Raw genomic sequence first — 15,781 nt, 5'->3', positions numbered from 1 at the left:
ACGAAAGTTGACTACCCACAAACAGCAACACACCTCCGAGAAGAGGTGATTCCTTAGCAGACAAGAAGAGGGAGAATACGCCGAATAGCAACCGTAAAACAGCGCTATCGTGAAGGAGCACTATATATGATTGTTTCTTAAGACAAACATACATAAGAATTTTTTTACAACCAATATGGGCTGGTTGTAACGTCTCTACGCACAAAAACCACCGCGATAGGTGGTTTTTGTGCGTAGAGACGTCAAGGACATTAGAAATCGTAACCTAATGTAAGATAAGCGATTGGTTTGCTCACCACCTTGTTTTCAAGTCCCCAGCCGTAATCGAATTTAACAAAATAGCCAAACAACATCGTCCGGGCTCCGGCCCCGTAGCCTATCAGGAATGGGTTCTTGAAATTAGTGACGGTAGCTCTGAACGGAATGTTTCCACCACCAACAATTTCGGTGTTCAAACTATTTTGCTGGCTAAATGGTCCTTTTCCGGCCCAGGCAGTGCCGATGTCCGTAAAGGCAACTAGCTGGAGATTACGTAGAAAGTTAGACGTGATATTGCCGCGGTATAAATAGCGGATGAGGGGCAACCGAAGCTCTGCATTGAACAGCATATGACTCGTACCCGTTAACTTACCCTGCCGGAATCCACGCAGTGGTGCGGCAAAATCCAGGAAGAACACATTCCGGTAGTCGTACGGAATTTCAGCCGGAATCGTGTTCGGGACCAGCAGCGGATTGGCCGCAATGGGCTCTTTAATGGCTGAGTTCGTACCAATCCAGTTATCCATACCACCCAGCGTACTTTGCTTAGGCGCAGGTCCGCCGGACTGACTCAGTGAGAACCGCAACGCCAGGACAAGATCCCGGTGAATTTTCTGATAATGGCGCAAATCGAGCGATAACCGTCTGAAACTCTCCGACGAAGAACGCAGTCCTGCATATTCTTCATACTTGAGTTTCATCTTGGTCCCGATGGCCATGTTCATTCCGTTGACCTTGGTGTTGTCGAACACAACTTCGCCCCGCAAACCTGCATAATCGGACACGCGATCGGGCTCGCTGAATGAAGAAATATCGATGAGCCGAGTCAGGGCGTAGAAGGGCGAAACCGTGAATCGGGTCGTTACCGATAGTGGGTAAGAAGCCGATAGCGATACTCGATTGTACCGATACTTCTGGCTCAACCCGGCATTATCAACGAACAACGTACTCCGATCAACACGCGCTCCAAAATCGATCAGGTGTTTCAGGTTCGTGTATTCAGCAAAAAGATCACTGTTGCGCAGAGTTGTCGTGATAAACAGACCAGCCCGGAGAACGTGGTTTTCCAGCAGATCGGTAAGCGTCACGTCCTGCGAATAGCCAAAGCCTTTGGCCGAAATAGGATCGATCCGCCAGTTGGAATTCGCGTCATTGACCGTAAAGACGCCTTTGTAATTGAACGGCCCCCGGATCGTAATGTTTTCCCGGCGACGGTTGCGGGGTAGTGTTGTCGTGAGGCTCGGTGTTACGCCCCCGATCGAACGACGCTGCCGGTATTCCGTAGCCTTTAGTACGTCGGGATCAAATTGATAATTATCGGTGTCCACTTCACCCGGCTCCAGTTTCAGTCTGGCGCCAACGCCAAGTTGTGCGGCCTTTGCCTGATCTCGTTTTACGATTGACGTATCCGATGGAGTTGCACTCGTACGACCAGCCTGCCCACTTGTGTCTGGCTTTACCGCTCCGGAGCGCCCTGCGCTCGAACGGGCAGGATTACCAACGCCCGCATTTATACTACGCTGCGTAAGCGGAGCCTGAACCGTTTGTGTCAGATTCAGTTGCGAACGAAACCCAATGTACACCTCGCCATTTTTGAGGCTGCTGTACACGAATCCACCGTTTGCTGGGTTCAGATCATAAAGCTGAATGCTCTCGGGGAAAGCCGTCAGTTGCCCTACGCTGCCAGACTCTGTATCGAGTCGATACAGGTTACGAATCCCGCTTACATCATTGAGGAAATAAAGAACCGTTTCGCTGGCTGGAATTGGCTGCGTGGCATGTGAGAGTGAATCCGTTAGTCGGGTGAGTGAGAAATCACGGGCACCGCCCTCATGCGAGAACAGACTCAGTCGGTCGGTAATAGTTCTATACGACCCTTTGTCAACGCCGAGGGTGTCCAATTTCCGGTTCGAGCTAAAAACGACCTGACGAGCGGTTCTTCCGACAAACTGCGGATACAAATCATCGTACAGATCATTGGTGATCTGCTGATACGAACCCCGATTGATGCTGTAGATAAACAGATCGTTCTGTCCGTGACGGTCGGCGCTCAGAATCAAGCTCCCTCCATCGTCAGATGCGTCGACCGAAACGACCTGCGTCAACCCCGTAATCTGCCGTCTGAACTCCCGCTTGGGACGTTTTTCGAAATCGCCGAACCGATACAGGTTCGTTTTGCCCAGTTCATCCGTAATAACGATCAGGTTGTTATCACGTTGCCAGGCCACCAAAGGCGTATGTGTCCGGGCAGCCTGCCCATCGAGCCGGTAGCCACCCTGCAAGACGGTCGTCTTTTTGCGGTTGGTGGTATTGACAACTTCTACTTTGTACTTGCCATCAAAGTACGTCGCATAAGCGAAATACTGCTTATCAGGACTCAACTTCAGACTATTGAGGGTCATCTCTTCGTCCGATGCGTTGAGCTTGATCTGAAAATCATCGGAGCCAGACCGGTATGACTGCGTGACTGCGTTAGCCATTCCCGTATAATAATCGCGCCAATCGCGCAGGAACCGGCTATACGGAACACCGAGCGTACTCGAAATGCTGTTCTGCTCATTTCGGATAATGCGCGTCAGGTTCAGAATGTTGGACACGTTATCGCGACCGTATTTCTGAACGATGTAGTTCCAGATCGAATGCCCGATCCGTTCCGCTTCTATACCCGACAACAACGATGGCTTTTTTACCGACTTCGTTATCGACACATCACGCATGTAATCGTCGAGATCCAGACTATAGCCATCGGCAATGTAGGACGCAATACCGGGCATGAACCAATCGGGCAGCGTCAGCAACAGGGAACTCTGGAGCGCGTCTTTCAGGCTACCCCCATACAGCATATCGTAGACGAACAGCATGGAAATATCATGAACGATCTGACGCCGAAAACTGATCTGATCACCCGTAAAGGCCAGCTCTACGCGCGACTTCGACAGATCGAGTTCACGTCGGTTGAGCCCCCCCTGCGTATTAAGGCCAATATTGCTCTGAGCGAGTTCGGATGGCGAATTGAATAAGAATATCTTGACCCGATTGTAGGGTGTATAGCCGAGCAGTTCCGTGATCCGGTCAAACTCCGATTCGGCATACTGCGCGGTCAGATTGGCAATCTGGCTGCCGTCCTGGTAATAATAGATTTCGAAGTTGGACGTCCGGATGATCTTCCAGTCAAAACTCCGGTATTGAATCCGGTTTTTGCCAAAACGCTCAAGCGCCGGGTAGTTTTGCGCCGTGGCTGCACTAACGACTCCTAGCCACAACCCTATCAGCAGAAGGTATTGATTTCGCATACTAATCAAAACGACGGTAGACGCCCGAAAAAAGATACCGGAAAATAGCCCCAAAAAGCCAAAATCCAATAGCTAAACCCCGACGTCCAGATTAACGCTATAATAACGAAACATAACGGCTAATATTCGCTTCCGACTCTAATTCTTCGCCGTCCAGTAAATACCGCGCAAATTGCTCAGCCAGATAGGGTGCCAGCGACACGCCCTTCGTGCCCATTCCCCCGAAAATACCAATAGCAGGCTGCGTAGGGTGCATACCAACCAATGGACGACGATCTTTGGTTGACGGGCGAATACCCGCCTGTTGAGCCACGATCTGGTAAGGAATTTTTAAGACCGAACTTACTTTTGACTCCAGAAACGCTCGCCCATCCTCGGTTGTCTCCCAATCCAGATCGTGCCACGAGTAAGTAGCGCCGATCCGAAGCAGTCCATTCCGGATCGGCAAAATAAACACACCTTGATTAACAATGGCGTTGATCGGGTACTTTTCGACAGCCACAGTCAGGATCTGGCCTTTTACGGGATTGTAGGGGAGCCAGCCGAACAGCGCGTTTTCGCGAGCCTGTACCCCATCGCAAAATATAACTTTATTGATTTTTATCCCTTTCCAATCGGCACCGTCATCCTTGATTGCCAGATCGGCAGCCGATACGTTGCCTTCGAAATATTGATTCTTCCGAATAAAGTAGCCCTTAATAATCCGGGTCAGTTCCGTCAGATCGACCCAGCCAGATTGTGTTACTTCCAGCCCACCGAACGGGTTATTTATGCACGCACTATACGACTGGTTATCAACCGCGTTCGACACGTACTGGTGCAGATCAGGATCGGCAATAATATCGAGATACGTCTGTTGTTCGGCAAGGGAACGAAAGGGGCGATAGATATTTTTAGGATGGAAGAACGTAACACCAAGCACCTGTTCAATAGTCGAATAGAACTGATGCAGGAATGGGAACAGCTCATCAGCCTTCCAGGTGCGGACCAGTTTTCGGCCCGTTAGGGGATTGACGATACCGGCAGCAACGCCCGATGCCGAGGGCAGGGCCGGATCATCCGCCAGTATCACCGAACAACCACGCTGGTCGAGTGTCCAGGCCAGCACCGATCCGGCAACACCCTGCCCTACTATCAAAAAATCGGCAGTCATTCTTATTGGTTGTGGTTAAGGCAGTTACCCGCTGGCTAGTTCAGAAAGCTGACTGGTTCCAATCCGGTAATCGACTCGGTATCGACTATTGTAAACCGCCAATCGCTTTCTTGTTCTTTATCCGGTGAATCTCGGCCAGCTTTCGGTCAGCGAGTTCGATGACCCAGTCTACCTGCTCTTCAATGGTCATGTGCGACGTATCCAGCAGAATAGCATCCGGTGCCTGAACGAGCGGACTCTCCGAACGGGTTGTGTCGATCAGATCCCGTTTCTCGATGTTTTTGATGATATCCTCCAGGTTAATCAGTTCACCCTTGGCCAGTAGTTCCTGCTGACGCCGTTTAGCCCGAATGTACGTATCGGCGGTCATGAAGACTTTCACTTCCGCATCCGGAAAGACCTTGGTGCCAATGTCCCGACCATCCATAACGAGCCCCCGCCGACGACCCATTTTCTGCTGTTGCGCGACCATGGCCCAGCGAACTTCGGGAATGGCACTGACCTCGCTAACCTGATTGGAAACGTACATCGTACGAATTTCTTCCTCCACATTCAGGCTGTTCAGACAGGTCTCGTTCCGGCCAATGCGCGCGTTGAAATTGAATGTGATATGGATTCGATCCAGAGCCGCTTCAATCTCTTTCTGGTTGGTGAACGACACCCGCTCTTTTAGAAAGAACAGCGTCACCGCCCGATACATAGCTCCGGTATCGATGTAGCCGTAGTTCATTTTGGCCGCTACAGCCTTGGCGGTCGTACTTTTTCCGCAACTGGAATATCCGTCTATGGCAATTACTATCTTCGGCATGAATCCTGAACCGCCGAAGCGGTACTATTTCAGCAAAATAACCACAATTAAGAAGCATAACCAACCTGCTGGACAGTCTTTGGCCTCTCTTCTTCACTTATCACGCTGTGGAACAGACAGTAAGGCGGTTTCAAGTAATGGCGAATAAGCTCCGCGTGACTCATTGATTCTGCACTCTGAATTCGGAGCGGAGCATGGAAAAAATGTGCTCGTCCAGGTATTGGTTGTTCTTTACCGCTGCTTTACGATGTATGGCTTCGTGCCGGTAACCGGCTATTTCCAGCACGCGCATCGACCCTAGGTTACCATCCAGTACGCAGGCAAAGATCCGGTTGACCTGAAAGTTTTTGAAAATATAGTCGGTCATGATCGGAACCGCTTCACTCATAACACCCTGGCCCCAGTAGTCTTCGCTGAGCCAATACCCAATCTCGGCATTATAGCGGTAGATATCATCTTTTATCGTGAACCCGATATTTCCTACGGCCTGACCATCGATCTCAACGGCCAGATTGTTGGGTTGCTGGTACGATTTATTGGATCGCACCCACGAATGAGCATCGCGCGGGGTGTATGGATAAGGAAAGAAATCGCGCACATTGTTCCAGATACGACGATTACTGGCGTGACGGGATAACGCATCTTCATCGCCCTCGCGCCACGGGCGAAGTCGACCAAGTGAAAGTTGAAACGTGGTCAAGGTAGTGGTCAATGGTCGAGGGTATTTATACGACAGTAACTCTGTATTTCGGCAAATGTTAACCCAAATTTATCCTTATCTAACGGGATTTCACACCATACATTCCTGCGTTCGTCGGAAACTAACGAGTGGAGGCAGCCGGGCGGGCTAGTTTTGATCCATCGAATCAGTAACCAGACCACCATGGGAATAAATTACGTCCTCTTCATGCTACTGCTGTGCACACGCATAGCCCCCGCACAAACCATACTTACCGGACGTGTAACAGACCAGAAAGGACACGCCCTGCCCGGCGCGAACGTATTTCTACGCGGAACGTATGACGGTGCGAACACCGACAGCACGGGCAATTTTCGGTTTCCCACCACCCGAAAAGATACGGCCACGCTGCTGGTTTCGTACATCGGTTACGAGCCGTTCAGCAAAAAAATTAGGCTCGGAATCACAGCTCCCCTGACGATCCGGCTCACCGAAGCGGCCAATGAACTGAATACAGTCGTTATTACCGCCGGATCATTCGAAGCGTCCGACGAACGGCGGATGACCATGCTCAAACCAATGGATATCGTTACAACCGCCGGGGCCAACGCCGACATTACGGCAGCCATGAATTTACTGCCCGGCACACAGCGGGTTGGTGAACAGACGGGGTTGTTTGTGCGGGGTGGTTCTGGCGAAGAAGCCAAAGTAGTGATCGACGGGATGATCGTGCAGAACCCCTACTTCAGCTCAATGCCCGATGTACAATCGCGCGGTCGCTTTCAACCGTTCATGTTCAAAGGAACGTCGTTCAGTACGGGTGGTTACTCGGCGCAGTATGGACAGGCACTTTCGTCGGTTCTGTTGCTGAATACAACGGACAAAACGCAAAACGAAGGCGTTAGTGTGAGCCTGAATCTGGCGAATGCGGGGGTCAGCTACGACCATGCCACGGAGAAATCGTCCATCTCAGCAACGGGTTATTACGGCAATCTCAAGCCGCTTTTCGCCCTGGTTCGGCAAAACATCGACTGGACGCACGTTCCCGAGTTTGCCGGTTCTTCGCTGACCTATCGCCTAAAACCAACGAAAAACGGCCTGCTCAAACTATATGGTATGTATTCGGACAGCAAGCTCGGCATGAATTTCCTCGACCCATCGAACGATGCAGGCAAAACGGCCTTTCAGCAACGCAACCGCAATTTTTTCACAACCAGTACGTATACCGATAGCTGGGCTGATGGCCGCTGGCTGCTCCATTCCGGTCTGTCCTACAGCTACGATACCGATGCGACTACGTTCGACACGCAGGATTTTGGCCGGTCGAGCGAACGGGCACAGGGTCGTCTGGTTCTGACCCGGCTCTTTGGTGCCAATTCGTTGTTGGTGGGCGCAGAAGCACATGCCATCACGATCAGGAATACGGTTTCCGGCACTAATTATGCCCTGCATGACAACTACAGCGCGTTGTTTCTGGAATCGCAGACCTACCTGGGCCGAAATCTGGCTGTTCAGTCAGGTATCCGGGGTGAGTATTCATCCGTGATCAACCGGTTCAATGTGGCTCCCCGGGTTTCGCTGGCCTACAAAACGGGCACGTTCAGTCAGGTGTCGCTGGCTTATGGGCAGTTTTACCAGACACCCGATTACCGTTACCTCTTCCGCAACCGATCGCTGGATTTCGAGCGGGCCGACCACCTGATTCTGAACTACCAGCTCATCAAAAACAAGCGAACCTTCCGAATCGAAACCTTCTACAAAAACTACGCGCAGCTCGTCCGCGAGTTTACGGGGCAGCCCGGAATGCCGGTCCAATATGACGCAAACCCTTACCGTTTTCCCGTTGGTGCGACCAACAACGGCGGGAACGGTTACGCGAAAGGATTCGATGTCTTCTGGCGCGATCAAAAAACGGTCAAGGGACTCGACTATTGGGTTACCTACAGCTACGTAGACACGAAACGGCTGTTCCAGCAATTCCCCATAGAGGCTACACCGACGTTTATTTCGAATCACAATGTAAGCCTGATCCTGAAGCGGTATTTCGAGAAAATCAGCACGAACATATCGCTTACGCATACGATCAGCAGCGGTCGCCCCTATTACAATCCCAATCGGACGGGCGAATTGAGCGAGACATTCCTCACCGACCGGACACCGGTTGTCAATAACCTCAGCCTCAGTGCCAGTCACGTCATGAGCATCAGGAAGAATTTCGTCATACTCTACGCTTCGGTCGATAATATTCTCAATACGCACAATGTCTACACGTATCGCTACACGCCCAGCCGCGATGGCAACCCGGAGCAGACACGGTATGCCGTTGGGCCGCAATCGTACCGCAGTTTCTTCATCGGTGGCATGATCATGCTCTCGAAAAAGGCAAAGGTAAATATCAACGAATTGTAACAATGAGCGAGCAGGCCCCGGCTGCTCCTACTACATGATAGCTCATCGAAACAGCCGGAGCCTGTTTCATCCCACTTAAATCATTCCTATGAAAACGATCATCATTTTTATCGTCGCGGCTCTGGCTGCCAACAGTCCTGTCTGGGCCCAATCGGAGCCGTATAAAAAAGCCATGAATGAAGCCATTGGCACCATGAAAGGCCATACCGACAAGACATCCACCGCTGATCTGGTAGCAACGGCCAATCAGTTCGAGCGCATTGCCGGCGTTGAACAGAAGGAATGGCTACCACGCTATTACGCAGCACTGAACTACATTTTGTTAGGCTTTACAGGCAAAGACGAAGCAGCGAAAGACAAGTACCTCGATCAGGCCGATGTAAACCTGAAAGCAGCCGAAGCCATCGCGCCCGATAACGACGAACTAGCCGTTTTAAAAGCGTACGTTGCCCAGGCCCGAATGGTCGTTGACCCGATGAACCGCTGGCAGCAATACGGCCCGTTGTTTCAGGGGGGTCTGGCCAAAGCGAAAAGCCTGAACGCCGACAACCCGCGTATTTATGTCCTCGAAGGGTCTTCGCTGATGTACACACCCGAGCAATTTGGGGGCGGTGCTGATGCAGGCTGCCCGGTATTGAAGCAGGCCACCGAAAAATTTGCTAGTTTTAAACCTGCCAGCGATTTGTCGCCCATGTGGGGTCAGAAGCAAATTGAGCCGTTACTGGTCAAATGCCCCAAATAAGGTCAACCGGGCCAGTCGCTGAATTATGGTTTTCTGTAGTCAAGCAACTGGCCCCTGCCAACGGAGCCGAAAATGTTGCCCACCAATCCCGAACCGAATAAACACCCAAGCAACCAATGACACGCGAGCAACTTATCGGCACGATTGGCAAAAACGGCAGGCGACTCAACATGCGGGCGTCTGATCTGGCCGGTTTCGACTTCAGCGGTATTGACCTGACGCAGGCCGATCTTCGCTTCTCCAACCTCAGCGGAGCCAACTTTCGGGGCGCTGTTTTGCGACAGGCCAATCTAAGTTTTTCGGAACTCAGCGGGGCCGACTTTACCGATGCCGATCTGTACGAAGCGAACTTCAATTTCTGTGGTCTGCAGAATGTCAATCTCTCCGGTGCAAACGTGGAGGGCGCGACGTTCAACTTCGCGGGGCGCAGCAAATACGTACCCAAAAAGACGAAAGCAGAACGTATCACGCTGACAACAGTTCTGCAAAAACCCGGCTGGGGAACGTTCATCGGTGCCTTGCTGGGGGCGTTACTGGTCTACGGGTGTAACGCCATTATTTACTTTACCAATTTAATCTGGACCAGCAACGATACCTTGACAGCGGGCCTATACCGCTTTCTGATCGTGCAGAACATGACCGACGGGGCCATTGTCTTTCTGTTGACATGGGCGCTGTCGGGCTGGCTCACCCGACAGTTTTCGGCGGTATGGGTGCGCCATCTAATCGTCTGCGTCGCCGTTATATTCAGTTTTTTTCTGGTCAACTCCGGTCTGTACGTAACGTTGGGAAAACCGTACATCGAAGCACTGGCCAGACGACCGGGTGGTTATGAAAAAACAGCTGACTGGTATTTTTACGGGATGGGTGATCTACTGGTCGCCAATTTCTTTCTGTACGTGCTTCAGCAGGGGCGGCAGCTAACCCGCAAACTCTCAGACCAGGAATTTCAGCTGCTTAATCTGGAAAAACTAAAAACGCGGGCCGAACTGGATGCCTTGCAGGCAAAGATCAACCCGCATTTTTTGTACAACGCCCTCAACAGCATTGCCAGTCTGGTTCACGATAATCCCGATAAAGCGGAGGAAATGACGTTGCTGCTATCGAAACTGTTCCGGTACTCGACCAGCCGCAATGGCGAATTATTTGCCACGCTGGCCGACGAACTGGAGATGGTTCGCACCTATCTGCAGGTGGAACAGGTACGCTTCGGCAACAGGCTTTCGTTCAGCGTCGAGGTGTCCGATCCCGCTCTGAATGAGTTAAAACTGCCCCAGTTCCTGCTGCAACCCATTGTCGAAAATGCGATCAAACATGGTATTGCCAAACGCGCCGATGCAGGACGTATCGATGTGCGTATTTACGAGAAAAACCGGGACGCCGGACCGGTCGAACTGCACCTGTGTGTCCACGACAATGGCCCCGCTTTTGCCGACGACATGGGGGGCGGCTACGGACTGCGGAGCATTCAGGATAAACTCAAGCTACTCTACGGCGACGACGCCCGCGTTGAACTCCAGAACTGGCCGCTCAAGCAGGTGCTCCTCTCTATTCTCATGAGTAAGGTTCGAAGTGATCATTCGCTCATAATTCCCAACACAGACGCCTAATTTCCCTAAACATGACATTTCCGCTCAAAACTATACTTATTGACGACGAACCGCTGGCCATCAGTCGTTTACGTCGTTTGCTAGTCAAATACAGCGATACGTTTGACGTAATTGGCGACGCACCCAATGGCGCTGAAGGGCTAACGCTTATCGAAGCCGAACGGCCCGATGTCATTTTCCTGGACATTGAAATGCCCCTGCTGAACGGTTTCGAAATGCTTTCTCGCCTGACGACGATGCCACTGGTCGTGTTTGCTACCGCCTTCGATCAGTACGCTATTCGAGCCTTCGAAGAAAATTCCGTCGATTATCTGCTCAAGCCCATCGAAGCAGATCGGCTAGCTCGTACTACTCAGAAAATCAGATCGTTAGTCGAACGAAGCGATTCATCCCAATCAGAGACGAACCCAATGTCAGAGAATCTGATGCGGCTTCTGTCGCAAATGCAACCGAAGAAGGAAATCTATTCGATTTCCGTCAAAACAGGCGAAAAGATCCGGTTGGTGCCCCTCTCCGACGTTGCTTATTTCGAGGCCGAAGATAAATACGTATTTCTGTCCACGATGGACGGACAAAAATTCCTGACGACCTACACGCTGACCACACTCGACGAAAAACTACCGGATACCTTCGTTCGCGTCAGCCGGTCGGTTATGGTTAACCGACATAAGATCACGGAAATTCACAAGCATTTCGACGGCAAATTTCTGCTGGCCATGAGCGACAAAAAACACACGAAACTGACCACCGGCAGTACCTACGGCGACACGGTTCGGCAGCTACTGGAACTTTGATCAACACGTGCATGAAAGCGGCTACCGAACGTAAACTCATCCGCTGGTTTCATATTCTGGCCAGCGTTCCCATTCTCGGCTACATCTACGGGCCAGTTGCAGCCCTACCGGAACCAGCTTTCGCGGTGAAATTTGTCATTCTTCCAGCTGTTGTCCTGTCTGGGTTCTGGCTTTGGTTAGGCCACTATTTCCGAAAATGGTGGCGCACGGCAAAGTGGCGCACGGCTAAGTGGCGCACTGTGTCGTGACTACCGCCTGAATAACTCAAAAACTGTACTTTTGCGAAAAAAACGGCTTAGTCATGAGCAAGAAAAATCGAACCGGCGTCGTGTATTCAACTGATCCGGATTTTCAATACCAGTCCGGCGACGAACCCACAGCCGAAACCTTGTCCCCTGCCCAGCAGTCACTCAAAATCTGGCTGGTGAAACTGGGGGGTAGTAAAGTTGTAACAACGGTACGTGGCTTCATCGGTACAGACGCCGATCTGGCTGACCTCGGCAAGCAGCTAAAAGCCGCCTGCGGGGCAGGCGGCTCAGCAAAAGACGACGAAATTCTGATTCAGGGCGACCACCGCGATAAAGTGCTGGCGTGGCTCACCGGCAAAGGGTATAAGGCGAAAAAAGCAGGCGGATAGTCTACTGAATTCCGCCCATCCATTTTTTCAGTGGTTTTACAAAAAGCAGCAACAGGAAGCCAAAACCCAGGCTAAAATACACAACGCTCAGAAACAGGTCGGGCATCTGCGCAACGTTTTTTTCGTCGAAGCCACCCGCAAATAATCCGGCGATCAGATTACCCAGCGACGAACCGACGAACCAAAGACCCATCAGCTGACTCGTGTAACGTTTGGGGGCGAGTTTAGAGAACGAGCTGAGACCGACCGGGCTCAGAAATAACTCCGCCAGCGTAAAAAAGAAGTACGTAAACGACAGGTACAAAGGAGAGGTTCGTTCGCCGGTGAGTACCAGCTTAGCCGCAACGACCATGATAATGTAGGCAATACCAAGCAGAATCAGGCTGGTTGCCATTTTCGCCGGTACGGAGTAATCGATTTTTCGATTTGCCAGAAAAACCCACAGGCCCGCCAGAACTGGCGAAAAAAGAAGAATAAAGGCCGGGTTCAGGTTCTGGAACCAGCTCGACGGCATCTCCCATCCGAATAAATTGAGGTCCGTATAGCGGTCGGCGAAAATCTGGAGCGATGATCCCTGCTGTTCATTACCAGCCCAGTAAGCGGCTCCAGCGAGAAAAAAGACAAAGAGAACGGCCACCCGCTTCTTCTCTACGCTGTCCAGTCCCCCCGCAATCAGAATATACAGAAAGTAGCCTACAGCAATCAGTGAAATAATCGTTCCCATTGCCTTGGCAAGACCCTGAGCAGTGGTCATATCCAGTACACCCGTCAGCTGAAACGCTGCCAGCACCGCAGCGACTACGGCCAGAAATAAGAGTAATGAACGATTCCCGCTCGACGGTTCACCAGCGTTAGCTACCGGGGGCGCTACGAAATTACCCCGATCGCCCAGGTAACGCGGAGCAAATACCTGAAAGGTGATAATGCCGAGCAACATCGCTACGGCAGCCGCGCCAAATCCGTAGTGCCAGCCAACTTTCTGTCCCAGATAACCAACGACCGAAATGCCAAGCAGTGAGCCGGTATTGATGCCCATGTAGAAGATTGAAAAAGCGGCATCTTTCCGAGCGCCCCCTTCCGGATACAGCTCGCCAACAACACTACTGATATTCGGTTTCAATAGCCCGGTCCCGATCGCTACCGTACACAGGCCCGCATAAAAAAGTCCCGGACCCGCCGGAAAGGCCAGAATAATATGGCCGAGCATGATTACGATACCGCCATAAAAAATAGATTTGCGCTGCCCGAGCAGGTTGTCGGCAATCCAACCACCGGGCAGCGAAAGCAGGTACACCGAGGCCGTATAAATTCCGTAGATAGCGGCCCCATCGGCTTCGTTCATGCCCATGCCGCCCCGAACGTTGTCGATCAGAAACAGCAACAGGATCGCCCGCATACCGTAGTAGCTGAAGCGCTCCCACATCTCGGTAAAGAACAAAACGAAAAGGCCCATCGGGTGGCCAAAAAGCGTGGCCTGGTTGATAGGCTTCTCAATAGTAGATTCCATGCAGTTAGGTTAATTGGTCAGTTTGCCGAAGAATATGTCTGTAAGAACAGAAAAATGGTCGTAAATATACCTTCGGCATCCGAGACCAACAAAACTGCTCAGTTACCGTCTGGCATGAACTCCCACAAATCATTGAAGCGTGCCTGACCCGTTGCCCCCGTTGACACGTATCCTTTTGTGCCGGTAGAAAACCCAATCGCTCTTGTTCGGGCTGTTCCCTCGAAAGACGATTGCATAGTCCATGAATCGGTAATCGGGTTATACCCCCAGACATCGTAGTCTCCGGAACGCTGCGTGCAGGAACCCGTTACGAAGTAGCCAATGTTATTAATTGAAAAGCCTACGCCGTAGGAACGTGCGAGTGATGTTCCCGTGAAGTTTTTACGCTCCCGCCAGGTGTCCTTCGCTGGATCGTACGCCCAGAAATCGTTCTGATTCACGTTGTTTGTGCTTCCGGTGCCCACATACGCCACGTTGTTGATCACGAACGCAGCCGCCCCGATCCGCGCCCTGCCACCAAAGTCAGCCTTACGCGTCCATGCATCTTTCGCCGGATCGTACGCCCACAGGTCACGCAGTTCGGGGCTATCCGAACCAGTCGCCACAAAACCAGTTCCAGCTACGGTGAACGCAATGGCCGACCGTCTGGCAGACCCACCAAAATTGGCGATTTGTGTCCATTTATTGGTCGCTGGGTCATACCGGTAAAAATCGTTGAACAAATCGCCGGTCGTTCTGTCCAGGCCAGTACCGACGTACCCTAGGGAATCAATCGAAAAGCCAACGGCTTCGCTGCGGGCTTTACCTGGAAAGTTGGCGACCTGGGTCCATTTGTTTTCGGCCGGATCATACTGCCAGAAATCAGAAAGCCCATCTTTATCCTCATTCGATCCCGTTCCAACATAGGCCTTGTCTTTGATTGTGAACGTAACAGCCGCATTCCGGGCTGTGCCTCCAAACGCAGACTTGGTTCGCCAGTTGCCGGGTGATACCTCCGAGTCATTCATCGAACAACCAGCCAGTGAAAGACTCAGGCAGATCAGTAAAGCCCACGATGCATGTATATGATTCATACGCTTTGATAGTGCGGTTAATACACTAAAACGATTTTATAAAAGCGAAAAGTCTATAATCGGTGATTCTTACCAATTTTGATGAAACAATTCTTACCTTTTGAGCCAGTCTTTTCTGCGACGTCACCTGCCTGCTCATGCTTCTCCCTGTCAATTTCCAACGAGACCCTTACCTGATTCTTGATTTTTCGGCTACGAATCCCGATCTGGCAACGCTCGACTTAACCAATACAGCGACTTTCACAGAGTATGTGTTCGGGAAATTACGCGAAGCAGGTGCCGTTGTGGGTGTCGGTGGTTATAACGAACATCGTGTTATTTACCGCCGAAGCGAACACTTCAACACGACCGAAGAGCCTCGTGAGATCCACCTCGGCATCGACTTCTGGACCGACGCCGGAACACCCGTTTCAGCACCCTTGACCGGCATCGTTCACAGTTTTCAAGACAACGCACACTTCGGGGATTACGGCCCGACCATTATCCTGGAACATCGTAACGTAGTCCTGAACCAGCCTGACGGCGTAACATTCCGGACGCTTTATTCGCTATACGGACATCTGACCCGCTCATCGCTGGAAGGCTTGTTCGTGGGAAAAGAAATCGCGGCAGGTGAGCCGATCGGCGCCATTGGTCCCTACCCCGAAAACGGCGACTGGCCTCCGCACCTACACTTTCAGTTTATGACCGACCTGTTGGGCAAGACGGGCGACTTTCCCGGCGTCTGTTCACTGCGTGACCGAGACCAATTTCTGGCCATTTGCCCGAATCCGAATGACTTATTGGGCATTTCGGGGTTATACTGACGTGGTTTAGTT

13 protein-coding genes are annotated in these 15,781 nt (G+C 51.5%); 7 read left to right on the top strand and 6 right to left on the bottom strand.

Going from position 1 to position 15,781, the window contains the following annotated elements; all coding sequences use genetic code 11:
- Nucleotides 1–251: 251 nt before the first annotated feature.
- The 4 genes from GK091_RS03920 to GK091_RS03905 all read right to left on the bottom strand — a co-directional run bounded on the left by GK091_RS03920 (nt 252) and on the right by GK091_RS03905 (nt 6,212).
- Complete coding sequence (locus tag GK091_RS03920) at nt 252–3,551, bottom strand: hypothetical protein (protein WP_164035304.1); 3,300 nt, start codon at nt 3,549–3,551, stop codon at nt 252–254.
- 97 nt (nt 3,552–3,648) lie between these two features.
- A complete protein-coding gene (locus GK091_RS03915; RefSeq protein ID WP_164035303.1) occupies nt 3,649–4,704 on the bottom strand; it encodes an NAD(P)/FAD-dependent oxidoreductase in 1,056 nt (351 codons plus the stop codon).
- An 85-nt stretch (nt 4,705–4,789) separates the two neighbouring features.
- Nucleotides 4,790–5,512, bottom strand: coding sequence for a (d)CMP kinase (cmk, locus tag GK091_RS03910; RefSeq protein WP_164035302.1), 723 nt, complete (start codon nt 5,510–5,512; stop codon nt 4,790–4,792).
- A gap of 160 nt (nt 5,513–5,672) precedes the next feature.
- Nucleotides 5,673–6,212: a GNAT family N-acetyltransferase gene (locus GK091_RS03905; protein WP_164035301.1), complete on the bottom strand. Its 540-nt coding sequence runs from the start codon at nt 6,210–6,212 to the stop codon at nt 5,673–5,675.
- A gap of 183 nt (nt 6,213–6,395) precedes the next feature.
- On the opposite strand from GK091_RS03905, the gene GK091_RS03900 reads away from it, so the two are divergent.
- The 6 genes from GK091_RS03900 to GK091_RS03875 all read left to right on the top strand — a co-directional run bounded on the left by GK091_RS03900 (nt 6,396) and on the right by GK091_RS03875 (nt 12,383).
- Nucleotides 6,396–8,600, top strand: coding sequence for a TonB-dependent receptor (locus GK091_RS03900; RefSeq protein ID WP_164035300.1), 2,205 nt, complete (start codon nt 6,396–6,398; stop codon nt 8,598–8,600).
- A gap of 88 nt (nt 8,601–8,688) precedes the next feature.
- Nucleotides 8,689–9,342, top strand: coding sequence for a hypothetical protein (locus tag GK091_RS03895; protein ID WP_164035299.1), 654 nt, complete (start codon nt 8,689–8,691; stop codon nt 9,340–9,342).
- Between the two features lie 116 nt (nt 9,343–9,458).
- Nucleotides 9,459–10,952 carry a histidine kinase gene (locus tag GK091_RS03890; RefSeq protein ID WP_164035298.1) on the top strand — a complete coding sequence of 498 codons (1,494 nt, stop codon included), beginning with the start codon at nt 9,459–9,461 and terminating at the stop codon, nt 10,950–10,952.
- 11 nt (nt 10,953–10,963) lie between these two features.
- Nucleotides 10,964–11,746, top strand: coding sequence for a LytR/AlgR family response regulator transcription factor (locus GK091_RS03885; protein WP_164035297.1), 783 nt, complete (start codon nt 10,964–10,966; stop codon nt 11,744–11,746).
- Between the two features lie 11 nt (nt 11,747–11,757).
- On the top strand, nt 11,758–11,994 hold the full coding sequence (locus tag GK091_RS03880) for a hypothetical protein (protein ID WP_164035296.1): 237 nt from the start codon (nt 11,758–11,760) through the stop codon (nt 11,992–11,994).
- 53 nt (nt 11,995–12,047) lie between these two features.
- A complete protein-coding gene (locus GK091_RS03875; RefSeq protein ID WP_164035295.1) occupies nt 12,048–12,383 on the top strand; it encodes a translation initiation factor in 336 nt (111 codons plus the stop codon).
- Nucleotide 12,384: 1 nt separating this feature from the next.
- On the opposite strand, the gene GK091_RS03870 is transcribed toward GK091_RS03875, so the two are convergent.
- Both GK091_RS03870 and GK091_RS03865 read right to left on the bottom strand, forming a co-directional pair.
- The gene (locus GK091_RS03870; RefSeq protein ID WP_164035294.1) at nt 12,385–13,890 is read right to left on the bottom strand and encodes a peptide MFS transporter; all 1,506 of its coding nucleotides are present in this window, start codon (nt 13,888–13,890) and stop codon (nt 12,385–12,387) included.
- Nucleotides 13,891–13,988: 98 nt separating this feature from the next.
- The gene (locus GK091_RS03865; RefSeq protein WP_246202138.1) at nt 13,989–14,963 is read right to left on the bottom strand and encodes a Kelch repeat-containing protein; all 975 of its coding nucleotides are present in this window, start codon (nt 14,961–14,963) and stop codon (nt 13,989–13,991) included.
- A gap of 137 nt (nt 14,964–15,100) precedes the next feature.
- On the opposite strand from GK091_RS03865, the gene GK091_RS03860 reads away from it, so the two are divergent.
- On the top strand, nt 15,101–15,769 hold the full coding sequence (locus GK091_RS03860) for a peptidoglycan DD-metalloendopeptidase family protein (protein WP_164035293.1): 669 nt from the start codon (nt 15,101–15,103) through the stop codon (nt 15,767–15,769).
- Nucleotides 15,770–15,781 lie beyond the last annotated feature (12 nt).

The sequence above is a fragment of the Spirosoma agri genome (assembly GCF_010747415.1).
In the GTDB taxonomy this organism is placed as follows: Bacteria; Bacteroidota; Bacteroidia; order Cytophagales; family Spirosomataceae; genus Spirosoma; species Spirosoma agri.
The sequence above is the reverse complement of the archived record's forward strand: the minus strand, read 5'-3'. Positions and strand labels throughout refer to the sequence as shown.

What these genes read in the sequence shown, in the direction of transcription:
- GK091_RS03920 (WP_164035304.1), bottom strand. Translation starts at nt 3,551, where the DNA reads ATGCGAAATCAATACCTTCTGCTGATAGGGTTGTGGCTAGGAGTCGTT.
- GK091_RS03915 (WP_164035303.1), bottom strand. Translation starts at nt 4,704, where the DNA reads ATGACTGCCGATTTTTTGATAGTAGGGCAGGGTGTTGCCGGATCGGTG.
- cmk (WP_164035302.1), bottom strand. Translation starts at nt 5,512, where the DNA reads ATGCCGAAGATAGTAATTGCCATAGACGGATATTCCAGTTGCGGAAAA.
- GK091_RS03900 (WP_164035300.1), top strand. Translation starts at nt 6,396, where the DNA reads ATGGGAATAAATTACGTCCTCTTCATGCTACTGCTGTGCACACGCATA.
- GK091_RS03895 (WP_164035299.1), top strand. Translation starts at nt 8,689, where the DNA reads ATGAAAACGATCATCATTTTTATCGTCGCGGCTCTGGCTGCCAACAGT.
- GK091_RS03890 (WP_164035298.1), top strand. Translation starts at nt 9,459, where the DNA reads ATGACACGCGAGCAACTTATCGGCACGATTGGCAAAAACGGCAGGCGA.
- GK091_RS03885 (WP_164035297.1), top strand. Translation starts at nt 10,964, where the DNA reads ATGACATTTCCGCTCAAAACTATACTTATTGACGACGAACCGCTGGCC.
- GK091_RS03880 (WP_164035296.1), top strand. Translation starts at nt 11,758, where the DNA reads ATGAAAGCGGCTACCGAACGTAAACTCATCCGCTGGTTTCATATTCTG.
- GK091_RS03875 (WP_164035295.1), top strand. Translation starts at nt 12,048, where the DNA reads ATGAGCAAGAAAAATCGAACCGGCGTCGTGTATTCAACTGATCCGGAT.
- GK091_RS03870 (WP_164035294.1), bottom strand. Translation starts at nt 13,890, where the DNA reads ATGGAATCTACTATTGAGAAGCCTATCAACCAGGCCACGCTTTTTGGC.
- GK091_RS03865 (WP_246202138.1), bottom strand. Translation starts at nt 14,963, where the DNA reads ATGAATCATATACATGCATCGTGGGCTTTACTGATCTGCCTGAGTCTT.
- GK091_RS03860 (WP_164035293.1), top strand. Translation starts at nt 15,101, where the DNA reads ATGCTTCTCCCTGTCAATTTCCAACGAGACCCTTACCTGATTCTTGAT.